This is a genomic window from Salmonella sp. SG203 (genome assembly GCF_013350575.1).
Taxonomy (GTDB): Bacteria; Pseudomonadota; Gammaproteobacteria; order Enterobacterales; family Enterobacteriaceae; genus Salmonella; species Salmonella enterica.
Genome location: NZ_SNMT01000013.1, coordinates 80,272 through 104,178, shown reverse-complemented (window position 1 = coordinate 104,178; position 23,907 = coordinate 80,272). Strand labels below are relative to the sequence as shown.

The following is a 23,907-nucleotide window of genomic DNA, read 5'->3' as shown; positions in this document are numbered from 1 at the left end:
CCTTGTGCTATTATTCGCACCTTTGGAGCGTCTGCAACGCGCAGGCGCGCTTATCAATCGCTATCTCTTCAGCGAAATAACAAGAAATTGTGGTGACAGATGACCAGTAGCTATCTGCATTTTCCGGACTTTGATCCGGTCATTTTCTCAATTGGGCCCGTCGCGCTTCACTGGTATGGCTTGATGTATCTGGTGGGGTTCGTTTTCGCGATGTGGTTGGCGGTGCGTCGCGCTAACCGTCCGGGAAGCGGTTGGACCAAAAACGAAGTTGAAAATTTACTCTATGCAGGTTTCCTGGGGGTCTTCCTGGGGGGACGTATTGGCTATGTCCTGTTTTATAACTTCCCTCTGTTTCTGGATAACCCGCTCTATTTATTCCGCGTCTGGGACGGCGGCATGTCCTTCCACGGCGGGCTTATCGGCGTGATACTGGTGATGATTATCTTCGCCAGGCGCACGAAGCGCTCGTTCTTTCAGGTGTCTGATTTTATTGCGCCGTTAATTCCGTTCGGCCTGGGCGCCGGGCGTCTGGGCAACTTTATCAACGGTGAATTGTGGGGGCGCGTCGATCCTGACTTCCGGTTTGCCATGCTCTTTCCTGGCTCACGCGCGGAAGATATTGCGCTGCTGCCGTCACATCCGCAATGGCAGCCTATTTTTGATACCTACGGCGTATTGCCGCGTCACCCTTCCCAGTTGTATGAACTGGCATTAGAAGGCGTGGTGCTGTTTATCATCCTTAATCTCTTTATTCGCAAACCGCGTCCGATGGGCGCAGTCTCCGGATTATTCCTGATTGGCTATGGCGCGTTTCGTATCATTGTTGAATTCTTCCGCCAGCCGGACGCGCAATTTACCGGCGCGTGGGTACAGTACATCAGCATGGGGCAGATTCTCTCTATCCCGATGATTATCGCTGGCGCGATCATGATGGTTTGGGCATATCGCCGCCGCCCGCAGCAACACGTTTCCTGAGGAACCATGAAACAGTATTTAGAACTGATGCAAAAAGTGCTGGATGAAGGCACACAGAAAAACGACCGTACCGGCACCGGCACGCTTTCCATTTTTGGCCATCAGATGCGTTTTAACCTGCAGGAAGGCTTTCCTCTGGTGACGACAAAACGCTGCCATTTACGTTCAATTATTCACGAACTGCTATGGTTTTTGCAGGGCGATACCAACATCGCTTACCTGCACGAAAATAATGTCACCATCTGGGACGAATGGGCCGATGAGAACGGCGATTTAGGCCCGGTTTATGGTAAGCAGTGGCGTGCATGGCCAACACCGGATGGCCGCCATATCGATCAGATCGCCACGGTCTTAAGCCAGCTTAAAAACGACCCGGACTCTCGTCGTATTATCGTTTCTGCGTGGAACGTCGGCGAGCTGGATAAGATGGCGCTGGCGCCGTGTCACGCCTTTTTCCAGTTTTATGTCGCAGATGGAAAACTCTCCTGTCAGCTTTATCAGCGCTCCTGCGATGTGTTCCTCGGTCTGCCGTTCAACATTGCCAGCTACGCGTTACTGGTGCATATGATGGCGCAACAGTGCGACCTGGACGTCGGCGATTTTGTCTGGACCGGCGGCGACACGCACCTGTACAGCAACCATATGGAGCAGACGCACCTGCAATTAAGCCGTGAACCGCGCGCGCTGCCGAAATTGGTGATTAAGCGTAAACCCGATTCGCTTTTTGACTACCGGTTCGATGATTTCGAAATTGAAGGCTATGATCCGCACCCCGGTATTAAAGCGCCGGTCGCTATCTAAGCGCTGACGATCCTGCCATAACCGACGTCATCGCGCGTCGGTTTTTTTTACCCTTCATCTCAATCTTCGGCGCGGATTCCTGAAATTTTGCAACGCGCTGCAAGACATGAACTTTTTCTCGTAACGCGCCGAACAATCTGTATTTGGCGCTCGTTATTTTTTCCCCGCCCGCCATACTGCCGACATGAAAAAACAACAGGGCTATACGCTCATTGAAACGGTGGTCGCGATGTCGCTCATTATCATTCTCAGCGCCACAGGACTTTATGGCTGGCAACGCTGGCAGCAGCAACAGCGCCTGTGGCAAACCGCATGTCAGGTGCGGGATTACCTGCTGCAACTTCGTGAGGATGCTCACTGGCATAACCGCGATCACATTCTTCGCGTGGTCAGCGAAGGCGGTTCATGGTGCTTTGTCAGCTCTGTTGCTACGCAAACATCGTGTACGCCATCTTCCCCCTTTGTGTTTACGCCCGACTGGCGTGATGTCGTCCTTGCCGATATCACGCCGTCGTTAGCCTTCTTTGGCCTGCGCAATACGGCATGGGCAGGGCACATCGTACTGAAAAACGCTGCCGGAGAGTGGCGTCTGGTCGTCTCCTCCTGGGGGCGAATCAGGCTATGCGAGCGTAACGAGGCCGCCACGTGTCAATAACCACGCGGGGGTTCTCGCTACTGGAAGTTGTGCTGGCGATGGCGATAGGTTCCATTTTACTGCTTGGGTCCGCACGATTTTTACCGGCGCTACAGCGTGAGATCTGGCACAACACGCGACAGTTATCGCTGGAAGATGAAATCTGGCAGCGAACCTATACCGTAGCGAAGCATCTTCAACGTGCGGGTTATTGTCATGGCCACTGTATCGGCGAAGGGCTACATCTTGCCGAACAGGGGCAATGCGTCATCGTTCAGTGGGACGGGAATAATAACGGGGTCTGGGATACCATACCGGCGAAAGAGGCCGACCAGACCGGGTTCCGTATGAAGGATAACGTTCTGGAGACATTACGCGGAGCAACATCTTGCCAGGGTAAGGGATGGGAAAAAATGACCGATCCCAATACGGTACTCATCACGGCGTTTACCGTTGAGCGCTGGGATATAACGGGATTCTCGCCAGTGCTCATGCTGCATCTGCGCGGCGCCAGCAAAGCCGAGCCTCAGACGGTTATTGACGCGCAATACAGCGTAACGGGATTTAATCTGTGAATCGGGAACGTGGCGCTTCTTCGCTAATACTGGCGCTTTTAATACTGATTCTGGGCAGTCTGCTACTGCAAGGCGTAAATCAGCAGCAGGCCAGCTATGCCGCCCGCGTGACGACGCAGAGCCTGGCGATACAACGCCAGGCGCTTGTGCAGTCGGCGCTGGAATGGGGACGGGGGCAGCTATGGTCAGGCGTAACCGAAATGGAATGTCGGCGCTATTCCTCTTCAGGAGCGAGAGTCTGTTTGCGGAGATTATCGGGGGATGAGGTGGTGATGGCGGCGCAAGATGACGGCATGACGTTATGGCGTTTGGGCAACGTCATTCAGGGAAGCATTGTCTTTTCTCCCCACGGCTGGAGCGATTTTTGTCCGTTAAAAGAGGTGGCGTTATGTCGCATCCCCTGAATTTACAACGCGGGTTTAGCCTCCCGGAAGTTTTAGTGGCGATGGTTCTAATGGTAATGATCGTCACCGCGCTGTCAGGCTATCAGCGGGTATTAATGCACAGTTTTGCATTACGACATCAGTATCTCCAGATCTGGCGGCAGGCGTGGCAGCAAACGGCGCTGTATCCATTTTCGCCTGCTGACAGCTGGAAGGCCAACCGGATGCAGACAACGCAATCGGGATGTGTCAGCATCAGCGTCACGATGGTTTCACCTCTGGCAGGCAGGGGCAAATGACGCGCTTGCATTGTCCAAATCGTTAATCGTCAGGAGTAATTATGTTAAGGGTCTACCACTCCAATCGTCTGGATGTGCTGGAAGCGTTGATGGAATTCATCGTCGAACGCGAGCGGCTGGATGATCCCTTTGAACCAGAAATGATTCTGGTACAAAGCACGGGTATGGCGCAGTGGCTGCAGATGACCCTTTCACAAAAGTTTGGTATTGCGGCGAATATCGCTTTTCCGTTACCGGCGAGTTTTATCTGGGAGATGTTTGTCCGCGTGTTGCCGGATATTCCCAAAGAAAGCGCTTTCAGCAAACAAAGCATGAGCTGGAAACTGATGACCTTGCTGCCGCAGTTGCTGGATAAGGATGAGTTTGTACTGCTGCGCCATTATCTGACCGACGACACCGATAAACGCAAACTCTTTCAGCTTTCCGCGCGCGCCGCCGACCTGTTCGATCAGTATCTGGTTTATCGGCCTGACTGGCTTACGCAGTGGGAAGCGGGAAAAACCGTGGAAGGTCTGGGAGAGGCGCAAAACTGGCAGGCGCCGCTGTGGAAAGCATTGGTGGAATATACCGCCGCGCTGGGGCAGCCGCGCTGGCATCGCGCCAATCTCTACCAACGCTTTATTCAAACGCTGGAAAGCGCGACCGCCTGCCCGCCAGGGTTGCCGTCCCGCGTTTTTATTTGCGGCATTTCCGCGTTACCGCCAGTGTATCTCAGAGCATTGCAGGCGCTGGGTAAACATATTGAAATCCATCTCCTTTTTACTAATCCGTGTCGGTATTACTGGGGGGATATAAAAGACCCAGCCTGGCTGGCAAAACTCATGGCTCGCCAGCGTCGTCACAGTTTTGAAGACCGTCATTTACCGTTGTTCCGTGAAAACCAGAATCCGGAAGCCTTATTTAACAGCGACGGTGAACAGGATATCGGTAATCCGCTACTGGCCTCATGGGGAAAACTGGGGCGGGATTATATCTACCTGCTATCTGAACTGGAAAACAGCCAGGAGCTGGATGCTTTTGTTGATATTACGCCAGATAATCTTTTGCATCGGATTCAGGCGGATATCCTTGAACTGGAAAGCCATGCGGTGGCGGGCGTAAATATTGAGGAGTATTCGCGCAGCGACAATAAGCGTCTGCTCGATCCCGAGGATAACAGCCTCTCTTTTCACGTTTGTCACAGCCCGCAGCGCGAGGTGGAAATACTGCACGATCGCCTGCTGGCGATGCTGGAAGCCGATCCGACGCTAACGCCGCGCGACATTATCGTTATGGTGGCTGATATTGACAGCTATAGCCCGTTTATCCAGGCGGTATTTGGTAGCGCGCCAACGGAGCGCTATCTGCCTTATGCCATTTCCGATCGGCGGGCGCGTCAGTCACATCCGGTGTTACAGGCATTTATCAGTCTGCTTTCGTTACCGGACAGCCGCTTCGTCTCCGAGGATGTTCTGGCGTTGTTAGACGTACCGGTATTGGCTGCCCGCTTTACGATCAACGAAGAAGGGCTGCGTTATTTGCGCTTGTGGGTCAATGAGTCAGGCATTCGCTGGGGGATTGACGATGACAACGTGCGCGAGCTGGAACTTCCTGCCACGGGGCAGCATACATGGCAATTTGGCCTGACGCGTATGCTGCTGGGGTATGCGATGGAAAGCGCTCAGGGCGAGTGGCAGTCGGTTCTGCCTTATGACGAATCCAGCGGTCTGATTGCTGAGCTGGTCGGGCATCTGGCTTCGCTGCTGATGCAGCTTAATATCTGGCGGCGCGGTCTGGCGCAGGAGCGACCGCTGGAAGAGTGGTTGCCCGTTTGTCGCGATATGCTCAATGATTTCTTCCTGCCCGATGCGGACACGGAAGCGGCAATGACATTGATTGAACAGCAGTGGCAGGCCATTATCGCCGAAGGCGTCGCGGCGGAATATGGCGATGCGGTACCGATTTCGCTACTGCGGGATGAACTGGCGCAGCGTCTGGATCAGGAACGTATTAGCCAGCGCTTCCTGGCGGGCCCCATCAATATTTGTACGCTGATGCCGATGCGTTCCATTCCGTTCAGAGTCGTTTGCCTGCTGGGAATGAACGACGGCGTATACCCGCGCCAGCTTGCGCCGTTGGGCTTTGACCTGATGAGCCAAAAAACCATGCGCGGGGATCGAAGCCGTCGCGACGATGACCGCTATCTGTTTCTGGAAGCGTTAATCTCGGCGCAGCAGACGCTGTATATCAGCTACATCGGTCGCTCCATCCAGGATAATAGCGAACGCTTTCCCTCTGTACTGGTGCAAGAATTGGTGGATTACATCGGGCAAAGCCACTATTTGCCGGGCGACGAAACGCTGACCTGTGATGAGAGCGAAGCACGAGTCAAAGCGCATATTACGCGTCTGCATACCCGTATGCCTTTTGATGCGCAAAATTACCAACCCGGCGAACAGCAAAGTTATGCCAGAGAGTGGTTGCCCGCGGCGAGTCAGTCGGGAAAAGCGCATTCTGACTTTGTGCAGCCGCTTCCTTTTACGATGCCGGAAACATTGACTCTGGAAAGTCTGCAGCGTTTTTGGGCCCATCCGGTACGCGCATTTTTTCAGATGCGGCTTCAGGTTAATTTCCGCTCGGAAGAGAGTGAGATTCCTGATGCGGAACCGTTTGAATTAGAGGGATTGACGCGATATCAACTTAACCAACAGTTGCTCAATACGCTGGTTGAAGAGGACGACGCCGAACGCTTGTTCCGCCGTTTCCGGGCTGCGGGAGAGTTGCCTTACGGCGCGTTTGGCGAAATATTCTGGGATGCGCAATGTCAGGAGATGCAGCAACTGGCAAGCCGGGTCATCGCCTGCCGTAAGCCGAGCCAAAGCCTGGAAGTGGATCTGCTTTGCAATGGCGTTCAGCTAACCGGCTGGCTGCCGCAGGTACAGGAGGATGGATTATTGCGCTGGCGTCCCGCTTTAATCAGCGTGGCGCAAGGTGTGCAACTTTGGCTGGAACACCTTGTCTATTGTGCCAGCGGCGGGAGTGGCGAAAGTCGTCTGTTTTTGCGCAAAGAGGGAGAATGGCGATTTCCGCCACTTGATAAAGCGCAGGCAATGGCTTACCTGGCGCAACTGATTGAAGGCTACCGGGAAGGCATGTCTTCTCCGCTATTGGTACTGCCGGAAAGCGGCGGCGCATGGATAAAAGCCTGTTATGACGCTGAAAATGATGTCATGTTAGACGACGATGACACCTTACAGAAGGCCAGAACAAAGTTTCTACAGGCTTATGAAGGCAACATGATGGTGAGCGGCGAAGGCGAAGATATCTGGTATCAACGTCTTTGGCGTCAGCTGGAATCTGAAACGTTGCAGGCTATCATTGCGCAGTCACGGCATTACCTGTTACCGCTGTTTCGTTTTAGTCAGTCTCGTTGATTGTATGAAAATCGCGCCATTAAAAGGCTTCGACTATGATGCGCTCTTCGTCACGGACTGATTACTGATAAAAAAATGCTGCCTGGTTCAGCACAATAATATCCCGTTCCGCTCAGGTCGATGGTTTACGTGACCATACAGATGAGTGGGAATGAAAGTTAATGATGAGGTCCGTGAATGCCCCGCAGCACCTGGTTCAAAGCGTTATTGTTATTGGTCGCCCTCTGGGGGCCTGCAGTTCAGGCGGATATCGGTTGGCAACCGCTGCAAGAAACTATCCGTAAAAGCGATAAAGATACCCGGCAGTATCAGGCGATACGTCTTGATAATGGCATGGTGGTGTTGCTCGTATCCGATCCGCAGGCTGTAAAGTCTCTTTCTGCGTTAGTGGTGCCCGTTGGATCGCTTGAAGATCCTGAGGCTCATCAGGGGCTTGCTCATTATCTTGAGCATATGTGCCTGATGGGGTCAAAAAAATATCCGCAGGCGGATAGCCTTGCCGAATACCTTAAAAGACATGGCGGTAGCCACAACGCCAGCACCGCGCCTTATCGAACAGCCTTCTACCTGGAGGTTGAAAACGACGCGCTTCCAGGTGCCGTAGATCGCCTGGCCGACGCCATTGCCGCGCCATTGCTCAATAAAAAGTATGCCGAACGCGAACGAAACGCGGTGAATGCCGAGCTGACGATGGCGCGCACCCGCGATGGTATGCGTATGGCGCAGGTAAGCGCCGAAACCATTAACCCGGCGCATCCAGGCTCGCACTTTTCTGGCGGCAATCTGGAAACGCTAAGCGATAAGCCGGGAAATCCGGTGCAACAGGCGTTGATCGCTTTTCATGAAAAATACTATTCATCTAATCTGATGAAGGCGGTGATTTACAGTAATAAACCCTTGCCGGAACTGGCGAGTATTGCCGCCGCAACCTATGGTCGCGTGCCGAATAAACAGATTAAAAAACCGGAAATTACCGTACCTGTCATCACCGAGGCGCAGAAGGGCATCATTATTCATTACGTGCCGGCGCTACCGCGTAAAGTGCTGCGCGTGGAGTTTCGTATTGATAACAATAGCGCGCAGTTCCGTAGCAAGACCGATGAACTGGTCTCTTATCTGATTGGCAATCGTAGCCCGGGGACGCTCTCTGACTGGCTGCAAAAACAAGGACTGGTCGAAGGTATTAGCGCGGATTCCGATCCGATTGTTAATGGTAACAGCGGCGTATTTGCCATTTCGGCAACGCTGACTGATAAAGGTTTGGCCAATCGTGATGAAGTTGTCGCAGCTATCTTCAGCTATCTCAACACGTTACGTGAAAAAGGGATAGATAAACGTTACTTTGACGAGCTGGCGCATGTGCTGGATCTCGACTTCCGCTATCCGTCGATTACCCGCGATATGGACTATGTCGAATGGCTGGCGGACACTATGATCCGCGTCCCGGTAGCGCATACGCTGGATGCGGCGAATATCGCCGATCGTTACGATCCTGCCGCTATCAAAAATCGCCTGGCGATGATGACGCCGCAGAATGCGCGCATCTGGTACATCAGTCCCCAGGAACCCCATAATAAGACGGCGTATTTTGTGGATGCGCCTTATCAGGTCGATAAGATTAGCGAACAGACGTTTAAAAACTGGCAGCAAAAAGCACAGGGCATTGCGTTGTCGCTGCCGGAGTTAAACCCCTATATTCCTGATGATTTTACGCTTGTTAAGAATGACAAAAACTACGTGCGGCCAGAACTGATTGTCGATAAAGCGGATTTGCGCGTGGTTTATGCGCCGAGTCGTTATTTCGCCAGCGAGCCAAAAGCTGACGTGAGCGTGGTATTGCGTAACCCGCAGGCGATGGACAGCGCCCGCAATCAGGTACTGTTCGCCCTTAATGATTATCTGGCGGGAATGGCGCTCGATCAGCTCAGCAACCAGGCGGCAGTGGGCGGCATTAGCTTTTCCACTAACGCCAACAATGGTCTGATGGTCACTGCGAACGGTTATACCCAGCGTTTGCCGCAGCTTCTCCTGGCGTTGCTGGAAGGATATTTTAGCTACGACGCCACGGAAGAACAGCTGGCGCAGGCGAAATCCTGGTATACGCAGATGATGGATTCTGCGGAGAAGGGAAAAGCCTACGAACAGGCGATTATGCCGGTGCAGATGATTTCGCAGGTGCCTTATTTTTCCCGTGATGAACGTCGCGCTTTGCTGCCGTCCATTACGTTGAAAGAGGTGATGGCCTATCGTAATGCGTTAAAAACGGGCGCTCGTCCGGAATTTCTGGTTATAGGGAATATGAGCGAAGCCCAGGCGACCTCTCTGGCGCAAGATGTCCAAAAACAGCTCGCGGCGAACGGATCGGCGTGGTGTCGTAACAAAGACGTGGTGGTTGAGAAAAAGCAGTCCGTAATATTTGAAAAAGCGGGCAGTAGCACCGACTCCGCGTTAGCCGCGGTCTTTGTCCCGGTCGGCTACGACGAGTACGTCAGCGCCGCCTACAGCGCGATGTTAGGTCAGATTGTTCAACCGTGGTTTTACAATCAGCTACGAACCGAAGAGCAACTGGGATACGCTGTTTTCGCCTTTCCGATGAGCGTTGGCCGTCAGTGGGGAATGGGATTCCTGCTACAGAGCAACGATAAACAGCCCTCTTACCTGTGGCAACGCTATCAGGCATTTTTCCCTGACGCCGAGGCGAAGCTGAGGGCGATGAAGCCGGAAGAGTTCGCCCAAATTCAGCAGGCGATCATTACGCAAATGCGCCAGGCGCCGCAAACGTTGGGCGAAGAAGCATCCCGTTTAAGCAAGGATTTCGATCGGGGTAATATGCGCTTTGACTCGCGTGATAAAATCATCGCTCAGATAAAATTGCTGACGCCACAAAAGCTTGCCGACTTCTTCCACCAGGCGGTGGTGGAACCACAAGGTATGGCAATATTGTCACAGATTGCCGGTAGCCAGAATGGAAAAGCAGAATACGTGCATCCGACAGGCTGGAAAGTGTGGGATAACGTCAGCGCTTTGCAGCAAACGTTACCTCTAATGAGCGAAAAGAATGAATGATGTCGCCGAGACTCTTGATCCTCTGCGCTTGCCCCTTACAGGCGAGCGTTTGATTGAAGCATCAGCGGGCACAGGCAAAACGTTTACTATCGCGGCGCTGTATCTGCGGCTACTGCTCGGTTTAGGCGGCAGTGCCGCATTTCCCCGTCCGTTGACCGTTGAAGAACTGCTGGTGGTAACCTTTACGGAGGCCGCCACTGAAGAGCTGCGTGGGCGAATCCGCAGTAATATCCATGAGTTGCGCATCGCCTGTCTGCGGGAAAGCACGGATAATCCGCTGTATGCCCGCTTGCTGGAAGAAATTAGCGACAAAAAGCAGGCCGCGCAGTGGTTATTACTGGCGGAACGACAAATGGACGAGGCCGCGGTTTTTACCATCCACGGTTTTTGCCAGCGTATGCTCAGCCTGAACGCTTTCGAATCCGGTATGTTGTTTGAGCAACAGCTTATTGAAGACGAATCTTTGTTGCGTTATCAGGCCTGCGCCGATTTCTGGCGGCGTCATTGCTATCCGCTGCCGCGCGACATCGCGCAGGTGGTGTTTGACGTGTGGAAGGGGCCGAAGGCGCTCTTAAAAGATATCGATCGTTATCTGCAGGGCGAAGCGCCGGTCATTAAAGCGCCGCCATCGCAGGAGGAGACGCTGGCATCGCGTCATGAACAGATCCTGGCGCGTATCAACCAGGTGAAGCAGCAGTGGTGTGAGGCGGTTAGCGAGCTGGACGCGCTGATCGAATCATCCGGCATCGATCGCAGAAAATTCAACCGCGGCAATCAGGCGAAATGGATCGAAAAGATCACCTCGTGGGCGCAAGAAGAGACGAAAAATTATCAATTACCCGAGGCGTTGGGAAAATTTTCACAGCGTTTTTTAGCTGAGCGCACCAAAGCTGGCGGCGTGACGCCCCAGCACCCATTGTTTGTCGCCATTGATAACCTGTTGGGCGAACCGCTATCGATTAAAGATCTGGTTCTTACCCGAGCGCTCTCAGAGATCCGTGAAACGGTGGCTCAGGAAAAACGCCGGCGCGGCGAGCTGGGGTTTGACGATATGCTCAGCCGTTTAGATACCGCGCTGCGTAGTGAAAGCGGCGAGGCGCTGGCTGCGGCGATTCGTACCCGTTTTCCGGTGGCGATGATCGATGAATTTCAGGATACCGACCCACAACAGTACCGTATTTTTCGCCGTATCTGGCGACATCAACCCGATACGGCGCTATTGCTGATTGGCGATCCTAAACAGGCGATTTATGCGTTTCGTGGCGCGGATATCTTTACCTACATGAAGGCTCGCAGCGAAGTGAGCGCGCACTATACGCTTGACACTAACTGGCGCTCCGCGCCGGGGATGGTGAATAGCGTTAACAAGCTGTTCAGTCAGATGAACGACGCCTTTATGTTCCGCGATATTCCCTTCAGTCCGGTAAAGTTTGCGCCCAGAAACCAGTCGCTGCAATTTAAAGTGAATGACGCGCCTCAACCGGCGATGACCCTGTGGCTAATGGAGGGGGAAAGCTGCGGTTCGGGCGATTATCAAAGTTATATGGCGCAGGTGTGCGCCACGCAAATTCGCGACTGGCTGCGCGCCGGGCAAACGGGCGACGCGCTGCTGACGAACGGCGATTCGTCGCGGCCCGTTCGCGCCTCGGATATTAGCGTGCTGGTGCGCAGCAGGCGGGAAGCCGCGCTGATACGGGATGCGCTGACCTTACTGGCGATCCCCTCCGTCTATCTTTCTAACCGCGACAGCGTATTCGAAACGCTCGAAGCGCAGGAGATGCTGTGGGTGTTGCAGGCGGTGATGGCGCCCGAACGTGAGAATACGCTGCGTAGCGCTCTGGCGACATCAATGATGGGCCTTACCGCGCTGGATATCGAAACGCTTAACAATGATGAAAATGCGTGGGATGCGGTTGTTGAAGAGTTTGATGGCTACCGACAGATTTGGCATAAACGCGGCGTGATGCCTATGCTGCGCGCGCTAATGTCGGCGCGCAATATTGCTGAAAACCTGCTGGCGACGGCGGGAGGTGAACGTCGGCTGACGGATATTCTGCATATTAGCGAACTGTTACAGGAAGCCGGTTCGCAGCTGGAAAGCGAACATGCGCTGGTGCGTTGGCTGGCGCAACATATCCTTGAACCCGATAGCAATGCTTCCAGCCAGCAACTACGTCTGGAAAGCGATAAGCATCTGGTGCAAATCGTCACCATTCATAAATCGAAAGGTCTGGAATACCCGCTGGTCTGGTTACCTTTTATCACCCATTTCCGCGTGCAGGACCAGGCTTTTTATCACGACAGGCACTCCTACGAGGCGGTGCTGGACCTTAGTCACGCCGAAGAGAGCATAGCACTGGCGGAAGCCGAGCGCCTGGCGGAAGACCTGCGCCTACTTTATGTCGCGCTGACCCGTGCAGTGTGGCATTGCAGCCTCGGCGTCGCGCCGCTGGTACGGCGTCGCAGCGATAAGAAAGGCGAGACGGATGTGCACCAAAGCGCGCTTGGGCGACTCCTGCAAAAAGGCGAACCGATGGATGCCGCAGGCCTTCGCGCCTGTATTGAGGCGCTATGCGACGAGGATATCGTGTGTCGAACGCCAGGCAATACGGATAACGACCGCTGGCAAATTGCCGCTGCCTCGCACGCGGAACTCAGTGCCAGAACGCTGCAACGCCTGCTTTATGATAGCTGGCGCGTCACCAGTTATTCCGGTTTGCAGCAGCGGGGACATAGCGTGGCGCAAGATCTTATTCCTCGTCTCGACATTGACGCCGCAGGCGTTGGCGAAGCGGCGGAAGCGCCGGCAATGACGCCGCATCACTTTCCTCGCGGGGCATCGCCGGGAACATTTTTGCACAACCTGTTTGAAGAGCTTGATTTTACTCAACCGATAAACCCCCAATGGGTACAGGAAAAACTGGAGCTGAGTGGTTTTGAGACGCGATGGGAGCCCGTACTTACCCGCTGGCTGGACACCGTGTTGCACGTTCCCCTTAACGAGACGGGCGTTAGTCTGAGCGTGCTGACCGAGCGTGAAAAACAGGTCGAAATGGAGTTTTATCTGCCGATTGCCCAGCCGCTTACCGCCGGAGAGCTGGATGCGTTGATTCGTCGATACGACCCGCTTTCAGCAGGTTGCCCTGCGCTGGATTTCATGCAGGTTCGCGGCATGTTAAAGGGCTTTATCGACCTGGTGTTCCGTTATGAGGGGCGCTATTACCTGCTCGACTATAAATCTAACTGGCTGGGCGAGGATAGCGCCGCTTATACCCAGACGGCGATGGCTGCGGCGATGCAGGCGCATCGCTATGATTTGCAGTACCAGCTTTATACGCTGGCATTGCATCGTTACCTTCGTCATCGCATGGCGAATTACGACTATGAACGCCATTTCGGCGGCGTCATCTATCTCTTTTTACGCGGGGTGGATAGCGAACGTCCGCAGCAGGGTATTTTTACCACTCGTCCTGCGGCGGCGTTAATTAACCAACTGGATGATATGTTTGCAGGTGAAATGAGTGAGGAGGCGCAATGACAATCCAGGAGCGGTTGCTGGAGGCCGTTGAACAAAAACTCTTACGGCCCATTGATGCCCAGTTTGCTTTAACCGTCGCCGGTAACGACGATCCCGCCGTGACGCTGGCGGCAGCGCTGCTTAGTCATGACGCAGGTGAAGGTCACGTGTGTCTGCCGTTGTCGCGTTTAACGTTAACGGAGGAGGCGCATCCCTTACTGGTCGCCTGGATAAGCGAAACGGCTACGCCAATCGACTGGAAAAAGCGGTTACTGGCGTCTGCGGCGGTTAGCTGCGGCGATAGCCCCGCGCCGTTAATTCTGTGCGGCGATCGTCTCTACCTGAATCGCATGTGGTGCAACGAGCGTACGGTTGCGCGCTTTTTTAACGAGGTTAACCAGGCCATCGCCGTAGATGAAGATCAGTTATCCCGTATTCTGGACGCGCTATTCCCTCCGACAGACGAGGTGAACTGGCAAAAGGTGGCCGCCGCCGTAGCGCTAACTCGCCGTATCTCCGTGATTTCAGGCGGTCCCGGCACCGGTAAAACCACCACCGTCGCGAAGCTGCTGGCGGCATTAATTCAAATGGCGGATGGCGAACGTTGCCGTATCCGGCTGGCAGCGCCGACCGGGAAAGCGGCCGCACGCCTGACGGAGTCGCTCGGCGCGGCGTTGCGTCAGCTTCCACTTACCGATGCGCAGAAAAAGCGTATACCGGAGGACGCCAGTACGCTGCACCGACTGCTAGGCGCACAGCCCGGCAGCCAGCGATTACGCCATCATGCGGGCAACCCGCTGCATCTGGACGTGCTGGTGGTCGATGAAGCATCAATGATTGATTTGCCGATGATGTCACGTTTGATTGACGCTCTGCCGCCGCACGGGCGGGTCATTTTTCTTGGCGATCGCGATCAGTTGGCATCCGTTGAGGCGGGCGCTGTGTTGGGCGATATTTGCGCCTATGTCAACGCAGGGTTTACGGCGGAACGCGCTCGACAGCTAAGTCGACTAACAGGGAGCGCCATTCCGGCGGGGGCCGGAACGCAAGCCGCGTCTTTACGCGATAGCCTCTGTTTGTTGCAAAAGAGCTACCGTTTCGGCAGCGATTCTGGCATCGGCAAGCTGGCGGCGGCGATTAACTGCGGCGACAGGTCGGCAATCCAGGCTGTTTTTCAGCAGGGGTTTAGCGATATAGAGAAGCGTACATTGCAAAGCAGCGACGATTATGCCGGGATGCTGGATGAAGCGCTGGCGGGCTATGGTCGCTACCTGCGGTTGCTGCATGAAAAAGCGACGCCGGAGGCAATCCTTCAGGCTTTCAATGAGTATCAACTGCTTTGTGCGCTGCGCGAAGGCCCATTTGGCGTGAGGGGATTGAATGACCGCATTGAGCAGGCGATGGTGCAGCAACGAAAAATTCAGCGGCACCCGCATTCTCGCTGGTACGAAGGGCGTCCGGTAATGATTGCGCGCAACGATAGCGCGTTGGGGCTATTTAACGGCGATATTGGTATTGCGCTCGATCGCGGGCAGGGGTTACGCGTCTGGTTTGTGATGCCGGACGGCACGATCAAGTCCGTTCAGCCCAGCCGTCTGCCGGAACATGATACAACCTGGGCGATGACGGTACATAAATCACAGGGGTCTGAATTTGATCACGCCGCGCTGATTTTACCCAGCCAGCGTTCGCCGGTCGTGACGCGGGAGCTGGTGTATACCGCTGTTACGCGAGCGCGGCGGCGGTTATCGCTGTATGCCGATGAACGGATCCTGGCAGGCGCGATTGTGACGCGTACGGAGCGGCGCAGCGGGCTAGCCACCTTATTTGATGAAGTCAGTCGTACCGGCTAAGACGAGTTCTCGCCGGATGGCGACGCGTAGCGTCTTATCCGGCCTCCAAATGATGCTTTCGAGCGTAGGCCTGATAAGCGCAGCGCCATCAGGCCCCCCTTGTTATCCTAAATCTGCCATCAGCACCTTTGAACGTCGCTGATAGTTATACATTTTTTTCTTGCTCTCAGGCAGTAACTCTATATCGACAGGCGTAAAACCGCGCTCCTGGAACCAGTGAATACTGCGCGTCGTCAGCACAAACAATTTACGCAGCCCCATTTGCCGCGCCTGGGCGGCAACCCGCTCCAGAAGCACTTCTCCACGCGATGAGCTGCGGTAATCCGGATGTACCGCTACGCAGGCCATTTCGCCTATTTTCTCTTCCACAAAAGGATACAGCGCCGCGCAGGCGATAGTCATATTATCGCGCTGAATAATGGTAAATTTATCGATCTCCATCTCCAGTTGTTCACGGGAACGGCGTACCAGAATGCCCTGCTGTTCCAGTGGGCGGATAAGCTCCAGAATACCGCCAATATCGTTGATGGTGGCGCGGCGGATCTGCTCGGCGCTCTCCATGACGATCTGCGTACCGATACCATCACGCGAGAACAATTCCTGTAATAGCGAGCCATCTTCCTGATAGCTGATCAGATGGCAACGACGAACGCCGCTACGACAGGCTTTTACTGCGCCGCGCAAAAAACGTACGGTTCCGGAGTTGTAGTCGCCCTGCGCTTCCAACTCTTCCACCCGCGCCTGCGCTTCATTCGGGAAGAGTTCAGAAATGATGCCGCCCTCGCTATTGGTAACGCCCTGAGAAGAACAGAAACCGATCATTTTTTCCGCTTTCAGTTTAACGGCGAGTTGAGTGGCAATCTCTTCTGAGGTCAGATTAAAACTTTCGCCGGTCACTGAGACGGCGACCGGCCCCATCAGAACGATCGCGCCGTTATCCAGCTGGCGGTTGATCGCATCTTCATCAATGCGCCGGATACGGCCGCTATGACAGTAGTCCACGCCATCATCAACGCCCAGCGGCTGCGCAATGGTGAAATTGCCACTGACGACATTAATGTGCGCGCCCTGCAACGGCGTATTGTTCAGACTCATCGACAGACGGGCGGTAATATCAAGCTGGAGTAAACCGGCGGCCTGTTTCACCAGCTCCAGTGCTTTGGCGTCCGTCACCCGCGTGTTTTTGTGGTAAATCGGTTCATGATGATGCGCGGCCAGATTGGCGTCGATTTGCGGTCGCGCGCCATACACCACGACAAGGCGAATACCGAGGCTATGCAGTAGCCCGATATCGCTAACGATGCTGGAAAAATTGTCATGCTCAATGGCTTCGCCGCCGAGCATAATGACAAAGGTTTTTCCGCGATGGGTGTTGATATAGGGAACTGAATGGCGAAACCCTTCTACCAGTTCGGTTTTACGTTCCTTTATCATTGCGCGCCCCACTAGTGAATTATTATTCGAAATTAGTGTATTTTTATTCTGTTTTTGCCCTCTGTGCAAGCGTAAATTTTATGCGGTCCGATCGCTTTTCTTAGTAATGCCGTGAATATAAAAAGAATGTTTACCCTTTTATAGATGACAGATTATGCGTCATTCGCTAAAGTTTCCGGTCAATTTGGATGAACTTTGTATGATCTCTATTTAGTTTTTGCTCGGGAGAAGCATGTCGGGAGCCAATTCAGCAATCAGCCGTCGCCGTTTACTACAAGGCGCGGGCGCCATGTGGCTATTAAGCGTGAGCCAGGTCGGGCTGGCTGCCGTAAGCCAGGTCGTTGCGGTGCGTATCTGGCCTGCGTCCAGCTATACCCGCGTCACGGTAGAGTCGAATCGTCTGCTGAAATATAAACAATTTGCCTTAAGTAACCCGGACCGCGTGGTAGTAGATATTGAGGATGTGAATCTGAACTCGGTGCTTAAAGGCATTGGCGCGCAGATTCGCAGCGACGATCCGTATATCAAATCCGCAAGGGTAGGGCAGTTTGATCCTAAGACTGTGCGTATGGTCTTTGAGCTAAAACAAAACGTGAAGCCGCAGCTATTTGCGCTGGCGCCTGTGGCAGGCTTTAAAGAACGTCTGGTGATGGATCTTTATCCTGCCAATGCGCAGGATATGCAGGATCCGCTGCTGGCGCTGCTGGAAGACTACAATAAAGGCGATCTGGATAAACAGGTGCCGCCTTCGCAAAGCGGGCCGCAGCCCGGTAAAGCGGGGCGCGATCGTCCCATTGTCATTATGCTTGATCCGGGACACGGCGGCGAAGACCCCGGCGCGATAGGCAAATACAAAACGCGTGAAAAAGACGTGGTGCTCCAGATAGCCCGCCGCCTGCGCGCGTTGATCGAAAAAGAAGGCAACATGAAGGTCTATATGACGCGCAATGAAGACATCTTCATTCCGTTAAAAGTCCGGGTGGCGAAAGCGCAGAAACAGCGCGCCGACCTGTTTGTCTCTATTCATGCGGATGCCTTCACCAGCCGGCAGCCTAGCGGTTCATCCGTATTCGCACTATCGACCAAAGGCGCCACCAGTACCGCGGCGAAATATCTGGCGCAAACGCAGAACGCCTCGGACTTAATTGGCGGCGTGAGCAAAAGCGGTGACCGTTATGTCGACCATACGATGTTCGATATGGTGCAATCGCTGACCATTGCCGATAGTTTGAAATTCGGTAAAGCGGTGTTGAAGCAGCTTGGTAAAATTAATGACCTGCATAAAAACAAGGTCGAGCAGGCGGGGTTTGCGGTGTTAAAGGCGCCCGATATTCCGTCTATTCTGGTCGAGACGGCGTTTATCAGTAACATTGAAGAAGAACGCAAGCTCAAGACGGCGACGTTCCAGCAACAGGTTGCAGAGTCGATTCTGGCGGGCATTAAAGCGTATTTTGCCGATGGGGCGACGCTGGCGAGAAGAAGTTAACCTGAGATGACGGCGAGTTTATTGCGCGGGTAAGTAGGATGCTGCCCGCACTGTCGTTGCGGACCAGACGACAGATACAAAAAAACACCCGTAAGGGTGTTCATTAAGTTGGTTGCGGGGGCCGGATTTGAACCGACGACCTTCGGGTTATGAGCCCGACGAGCTACCAGGCTGCTCCACCCCGCGTCCGTCTAAACTTGCATTCTCATTGTAATTGGTTGCGGGGGCCGGATTTGAACCGACGACCTTCGGGTTATGAGCCCGACGAGCTACCAGGCTGCTCCACCCCGCGTCCGTGGATGCGCACTATACTCCGCTGAGCTTTTGTTGCAACCCTTTTTTCATATAAATCGCTAATTTCTCATGAATTGCGCAAATACACCGCAGATAGCGCGATTTTTAAACGAATTTACATAATGAGATCGCGATCGCATTTCATTACTCCGGACGGTTTGTTATCTTCACCGGGCACTTTCTATTACGCAGAAGACGAGACACCATGAAAGGACGTTGGGCAAAATATGTGGCGACAGGCGTAATGCTGGCAATGCTGGCTGCCTGTTCATCAAAACCGACCGATCGCGGTCAGCAATATAAGGACGGGAAATTTACCCAGCCCTTCTCCCTGGTAAACCAGCCGGACGCGGTGGGCGCGCCGATTAATGCTGGAGACTTTGCCGAGCAGGTCAACCAGATCCGTTCCGCGTCGCCGCGTTTATACACCAATCAAAGCAACGTCTATAACGCTGTCCAGAACTGGTTACGTTCCGGAGGCGATACGCGCACTATGCGTCAGTTTGGTATCGATGCCTGGCAGATGGAAGGCACCGACAACTACGGTAACGTCCAGTTCACGGGCTACTATACGCCCGTCGTTCAGGCTCGCCATACGCGCCAGGGCGCGTTCCAGTATCCTATCTATAGTATGCCGCCAAAACGCGGACGCTTACCGTCCCGCGCTCAGATCTACGCAGGCGCGCTGAGCGATAAGTACATCCTGGCCTGGAGTAATTCGCTGATGGATAACTTTATTATGGATGTCCAGGGCAGCGGTTATATTGATTTCGGTGACGGTAGTCCGCTGAACTTCTTTAGTTATGCCGGTAAAAACGGCTGGCCTTATCGCAGTATTGGTAAAGTGCTTATCGATCGCGGTGAAGTGAAAAAAGAAGATATGTCGATGCAGGCTATACGCGAATGGGGAGAGAAGCACAGCGAAGCGGAAGTGCGTGAATTACTGGAGCAGAACCCGTCGTTCGTCTTCTTTAAGCCGCAATCTTTTGCGCCGGTCAAAGGCGCCAGCGCTGTACCGCTGATTGGGCGAGCATCCGTCGCCTCCGACCGCAGCATCATTCCGCCTGGCACGACCTTGTTGGCGGAAGTACCGTTGCTGGATAACAACGGTAAATTTAGCGGTCAGTATGAGCTACGTTTGATGGTCGCACTGGATGTCGGCGGAGCGATTAAAGGCCAGCACTTTGATATTTACCAGGGAATTGGCCCGGATGCCGGGCATCGTGCCGGATGGTATAATCACTATGGTCGCGTCTGGGTGTTAAAAAGCGCGCCGGGCGCCGGTAACGTGTTTAGCGGCTGATTGTGGTATTCTGCGACAACCGGATTGCCCGATAACGCGATCGCTATCGGGCCTGAAAATAGTGAGCAGGGGTGAGGAATAACCTCACCTTTTTTTATTCTGAGGTCATATGTCAGTGGTGATAAGTGATGCCTGGCGCCAACGCTTTGGCGGCACCGCGCGTCTGTACGGTGAAAAAGCGCTGCAGCGGTTTGCTGAGGCGCATATCTGCGTCGTGGGAATCGGCGGGGTGGGATCATGGGCGGCAGAGGCGCTGGCGCGTACGGGCATCGGCGCGATTACGCTGATTGATATGGACGATGTCTGCGTGACCAATACGAACCGTCAGATCCATGCGTTGCGTGATAACGTCGGGTTGGCGAAAGCGGAAGTGATGGCCGAACGGATTCGGCAAATTAACCCGGAGTGCCGGGTAACGGTTATCGATGATTTCATCACGCCGGATAATGTGGCGGGTTATATGAACGCGGGTTTTACCTATGTCATTGACGCCATTGACAGCGTTCGTCCAAAAGCCGCGCTGATTGCGTACTGTCGCCGATATAAGGTTCCTTTAGTGACCACAGGCGGCGCGGGCGGGCAGATCGATCCGACGCAAATCCAGGTCGCTGATTTGGCGAAAACTATCCAGGATCCGCTGGCGGCAAAACTGCGTGAGAGATTGAAACATAATTTTGGCGTAGTGAAGAACAGTAAAGGTAAACTGGGCGTGGACTGCGTTTTTTCCACTGAAGCGCTGGTTTACCCACAGGCGGACGGTTCCGTATGCGCGATGAAAGCTACCGCAGAAGGGCCAAAACGGATGGATTGCGCCTCTGGCTTCGGCGCGGCGACGATGGTGACGGCAACGTTCGGTTTTGTCGCCGTTTCCCATGCGCTGAAGAAGATCATGGCTAAAGCGGCGCGACAAGAATAAAAGGACGGGGCGGAGTGTCACGCAGACGCGTATCCGGCCCTGCGCCCTTTGTTAGCGAAAGAAGCGCTGTACCCTGCCGAACACCGGTTTCAGACGGGCGCGGAGATAATGGGAATATAAATTTTCAGATATGCATAAAAACAACCCGAACCATACCGCACAAAAGCAGAGCAGTTCCGCGTAATTAATGTGCTCGCCAAATATCATAATGGCAAGTAAGAACTGTAAAGACGGCTCTATATATTGCGCCAGTCCGGTGACAATCAACGAGGTGTGATTTAACGCGATGGCAAATAATACCAGTGGAATGATCGTCACTGGCGCCGTCATGACATACAAAAAGAAAGGAGTATTAGCGGATATAATTGGTCCGGTATCGCTAAAGAGAAAAATTAATAGTGAGACAGGCAATGCCCATAATGTTTCAATCGTTATCGATGTCATCACATCATAATGTATAAACTTTCGCGCCAGGCCATATAGCGCAAATGATAATCCCATGGTTAGCGCCAGCGCCGGGAAATGCCGTAGCATGATAATTTGAAAAGTCAGGCCACAGACACCAGAAAAAACGGCGATGGCCTGAAACAACGACAGTTTTTCTTTAAGAAAAATGCATCCCAGCGCAATAACAAATAGCGGGTTGATAAAATAGCCGAGGCTGGCATCAAGTACCAGATGATGGGTTAGCGCATAAATAAAAGATGACCATGAGACAATCATCAAAAGTCCGGCGATCATGCAGAAGAAAAAAGATTTTTTATCTTGCCAGGCATCATGAAATCGCGTTCGCTGCCGAAATAACAACCTTACTGCCAGTAATAATGGAATTGACCAGAACACCCGGTATATCAATATTTGTGCGAGATTTCCCCCTGATAAATATTGATAATATAAAGGTGTTAACCCCCATAATATAAATGCCAGCACCACAAACATGGTACCGCTACGCAGATATTTTTCCACTTATCCATATCCTGTTATAACTTCACCCGATGCGTATGAATTTTCCAGTTCACCTGCTACGCTACATCGAGTGGCTTTATTTACTCTAAAATCTTCACGCCGTTTTAACATGGATTCTAACATTGTAATTTCATTGTGATAGCTGATAAAAATCAAAAGAATGCTTATCAGGGAAATCTGACGCCGAAACTAATAAAGTGACTGGATTATTTTATCTGCATCGCCTGACCGCCGCGGACGGCGCTGTCAGGCGACAGAATATTTACGCTATTTCAACCCTTATGCGTTGCGGCAACAATCGCTTCGCTCAGCGCGTTCAGCCCCTGACTGCGTGAGGCGCTAAGCTGGGCGCGTAAACCCAGCTCATCAAACAGCGCCAGCGGTGAACGAGCCTGTAATTCGGCGGCGTTTTTTCCTTCCACCGCGGTGAGCAATACCGCCAGCAGGCCGCGGACAATCCGCCCCTCACTGTCGCCGAAAAAGTGCATCGTTCCGTTATCTGATCGGGTAAAGCCCAGCCAGACGCGGTTCTCGCAGCCGGCTATCTCTTTCGCCTGCGCTTTGCATTCATCCGGCAGAGCGGGGAGCTGTTTTCCTAACAGAATCAACTGACGATATTTATCCTCCCACTGGGTCAGCGGGAGAAAGATAGCGCGTAACGTCTCTTCCGTTACCGTTGTGCCGAACGGGTGTCCGGTATAAAGAGGGTTTGTCATTAATCCACCAGCAGTTCCAGCGCGCGGTCAACGGCGTTAACCAACGCATCCACATCATGTTGGGTATTATACGGCGCAAAAGAGGCGCGCAGAGTCCCTGTGACGCCAAGTTCCGCCAGCAATGGCTGGGCGCAATGTTGCCCGGCCCGGAGCGCAATACCGTATTCCGCCAGCAGTGTCACCATATCGCCGTGGTGCACGCCGACAAAATCAAAGGCCAGAAGGCTGGAGTCCTGGCAGCGGAACGAACGAAAGCCCGGGCGTTTCGCCAGTGCGTCTTCCGCCAGCGTCGCCAGCCCGCGGCTCCAGTTTTCGGCCTGTTCAATATCGATATCGGACAGCCATTCCAGCGCAGCGCTCAGGCCGATGACCCCGGCGACGTTCGGCGTCCCCGCTTCCAGCTTCCAGGGAGCGCTTTGAGTGGTGAAGCCTTCAAAGCTAACGTCACGGATCATCTTGCCGCCGCCGAGCCAGGGCGACATCGCCTCAAGAAGCTCCGGCTTACCGTACAGCACGCCGATACCGGTCGGGCCATACAGTTTGTGAGCGGAAAAAGCATAAAAATCGATATCAAGCTGCTGAACATCCGCCGGGAAGTGTACCGCGCCTTGCGCGCCATCTACCATCACGACCATTCCCGCTGCGTGAGCGGCGCTGATAGCGCTTGCGAGATCCGGGCAGCCGCCCGTTACGTTCGACATTTGCCCCAGCGCCAGAATCCGGCTGCGCGACGTGATCAGTTCCGGCAGACGCTCAACATCAGGAAGACGTCGGTCATTAAGCGGCAGTTTTATGACCTGCGCGCCGGTTTGTTGCGCCACCATCAGCCAGGGCACAAGGTTGGCGTGATGCTCGGCGACGCTAACGATAATTTCATCGCCGGGGCGCAGACGAGGACGGGCGTAACACTGCGCCACCATGTTGATCGCTTCGGTGGTGCCGCGTGTCCAGACGATACTTTTTTCATCGGGCGCGTTTAACAGTCGCGCCGCTTTTGCTCTGGCCGCTTCATATTGCGCCGTCAGGCGCTGCGCCTGCGCAAACTGGCTACGATGAACGTTACCGGCGCTCAAACAATAAAACTGGTGCGTGGCGTCAATGACTGCCTGTGGCTTTAATGCCGTGGCGGCGCTATCGAGATAAACACCCGCATCGGCTAGCGCGGGAAACTGCGCGCGAAACTGCGTGGGATTAAAAGCGTTCATGATATTCCTCGGTTCAGTTTACCGATCGTGGCGTAAAAGCGCGGCTGATACAAGGTTTGTCCTAACCATCG

At 53.8% G+C, this 23,907-nt stretch carries 16 protein-coding genes, 2 tRNA genes and 1 pseudogene; 13 read left to right on the top strand and 6 right to left on the bottom strand.

What is annotated here, in order from left to right; genetic code table 11:
- The first annotated feature begins 99 nt into the window (after positions 1-99).
- The 10 genes and pseudogenes from lgt to recD all read left to right on the top strand — a co-directional run bounded on the left by lgt (position 100) and on the right by recD (position 15,516).
- On the top strand, positions 100-975 hold the full coding sequence (gene lgt / locus HV477_RS18115) for a prolipoprotein diacylglyceryl transferase (RefSeq protein WP_000204645.1): 876 nt from the start codon (positions 100-102) through the stop codon (positions 973-975).
- Between the two features lie 6 nt (positions 976-981).
- Positions 982-1,776 carry a thymidylate synthase gene (thyA, locus tag HV477_RS18110; protein ID WP_000816247.1) on the top strand — a complete coding sequence of 265 codons (795 nt, stop codon included), beginning with the start codon at positions 982-984 and terminating at the stop codon, positions 1,774-1,776.
- Between the two features lie 184 nt (positions 1,777-1,960).
- On the top strand, positions 1,961-2,431 hold the full coding sequence (locus HV477_RS18105) for a prepilin peptidase-dependent protein (protein WP_000744668.1): 471 nt from the start codon (positions 1,961-1,963) through the stop codon (positions 2,429-2,431).
- Positions 2,422-2,985, top strand: a complete 564-nt coding sequence (locus HV477_RS18100) for a prepilin peptidase-dependent protein (RefSeq protein ID WP_024792497.1) — start codon at positions 2,422-2,424, stop codon at positions 2,983-2,985. Before HV477_RS18105 ends, HV477_RS18100 begins: the two co-directional genes overlap by 10 nt.
- Positions 2,982-3,389 carry a DUF2509 family protein gene (locus HV477_RS18095; protein ID WP_001078532.1) on the top strand — a complete coding sequence of 136 codons (408 nt, stop codon included), beginning with the start codon at positions 2,982-2,984 and terminating at the stop codon, positions 3,387-3,389. The genes HV477_RS18100 and HV477_RS18095 overlap by 4 nt, the downstream gene beginning before the upstream one ends.
- Positions 3,374-3,693 (top strand): annotated as a pseudogene (locus tag HV477_RS18090) (prepilin-type N-terminal cleavage/methylation domain-containing protein). Before HV477_RS18095 ends, HV477_RS18090 begins: the two are co-directional and overlap by 16 nt.
- 15 nt (positions 3,694-3,708) lie before the next feature.
- Complete coding sequence (gene recC / locus HV477_RS18085; RefSeq protein ID WP_079898926.1) at positions 3,709-7,080, top strand: exodeoxyribonuclease V subunit gamma; 3,372 nt, start codon at positions 3,709-3,711, stop codon at positions 7,078-7,080.
- Between the two features lie 177 nt (positions 7,081-7,257).
- On the top strand, positions 7,258-10,146 hold the full coding sequence (gene ptrA / locus HV477_RS18080; protein ID WP_079898927.1) for a pitrilysin: 2,889 nt from the start codon (positions 7,258-7,260) through the stop codon (positions 10,144-10,146).
- Positions 10,139-13,684, top strand: a complete 3,546-nt coding sequence (gene recB / locus HV477_RS18075) for an exodeoxyribonuclease V subunit beta (RefSeq protein ID WP_079898928.1) — start codon at positions 10,139-10,141, stop codon at positions 13,682-13,684. Before ptrA ends, recB begins: the two co-directional genes overlap by 8 nt.
- Positions 13,681-15,516, top strand: a complete 1,836-nt coding sequence (gene recD / locus HV477_RS18070; protein ID WP_000155137.1) for an exodeoxyribonuclease V subunit alpha — start codon at positions 13,681-13,683, stop codon at positions 15,514-15,516. The genes recB and recD overlap by 4 nt, the downstream gene beginning before the upstream one ends.
- Positions 15,517-15,618: 102 nt before the next feature.
- On the opposite strand, the gene argA is transcribed toward recD, so the two are convergent.
- On the bottom strand, positions 15,619-16,950 hold the full coding sequence (gene argA, locus HV477_RS18065) for an amino-acid N-acetyltransferase (RefSeq protein WP_000588964.1): 1,332 nt from the start codon (positions 16,948-16,950) through the stop codon (positions 15,619-15,621).
- 232 nt (positions 16,951-17,182) lie between these two features.
- On the opposite strand from argA, the gene amiC reads away from it, so the two are divergent.
- The gene (amiC, locus tag HV477_RS18060; RefSeq protein WP_000011919.1) at positions 17,183-18,436 is read left to right on the top strand and encodes an N-acetylmuramoyl-L-alanine amidase AmiC; all 1,254 of its coding nucleotides are present in this window, start codon (positions 17,183-17,185) and stop codon (positions 18,434-18,436) included.
- 109 nt (positions 18,437-18,545) lie between these two features.
- Here amiC and HV477_RS18055 read toward each other — a convergent pair.
- Together HV477_RS18055 and HV477_RS18050 are read right to left on the bottom strand one after the other, a co-directional pair.
- Positions 18,546-18,622: transfer RNA gene (locus HV477_RS18055), tRNA-Met, on the bottom strand.
- 29 nt (positions 18,623-18,651) lie between these two features.
- A tRNA-Met gene (locus HV477_RS18050) sits at positions 18,652-18,728 on the bottom strand.
- 207 nt (positions 18,729-18,935) lie between these two features.
- On the opposite strand from HV477_RS18050, the gene mltA reads away from it, so the two are divergent.
- On the top strand, positions 18,936-20,033 hold the full coding sequence (gene mltA / locus HV477_RS18045; protein WP_000678626.1) for a murein transglycosylase A: 1,098 nt from the start codon (positions 18,936-18,938) through the stop codon (positions 20,031-20,033).
- A 109-nt stretch (positions 20,034-20,142) separates the two neighbouring features.
- A complete protein-coding gene (gene tcdA / locus HV477_RS18040; RefSeq protein ID WP_000117748.1) occupies positions 20,143-20,949 on the top strand; it encodes a tRNA cyclic N6-threonylcarbamoyladenosine(37) synthase TcdA in 807 nt (268 codons plus the stop codon).
- Positions 20,950-21,000: 51 nt separating this feature from the next.
- Here the strand turns inward: tcdA and rarD are convergent, their stop codons facing one another.
- The 3 genes from rarD to csdA form a co-directional block, all read right to left on the bottom strand.
- Positions 21,001-21,888, bottom strand: a complete 888-nt coding sequence (gene rarD, locus HV477_RS18035; protein ID WP_079898939.1) for an EamA family transporter RarD — start codon at positions 21,886-21,888, stop codon at positions 21,001-21,003.
- A gap of 299 nt (positions 21,889-22,187) precedes the next feature.
- Complete coding sequence (gene csdE / locus HV477_RS18030; RefSeq protein ID WP_000184198.1) at positions 22,188-22,631, bottom strand: cysteine desulfurase sulfur acceptor subunit CsdE; 444 nt, start codon at positions 22,629-22,631, stop codon at positions 22,188-22,190.
- Positions 22,631-23,836 (bottom strand): cysteine desulfurase CsdA, encoded by a 1,206-nt coding sequence (gene csdA / locus HV477_RS18025; protein WP_000991053.1) that lies wholly within the window; start codon positions 23,834-23,836, stop codon positions 22,631-22,633. Before csdA ends, csdE begins: the two co-directional genes overlap by 1 nt.
- Positions 23,837-23,907: the final 71 nt, after the last annotated feature.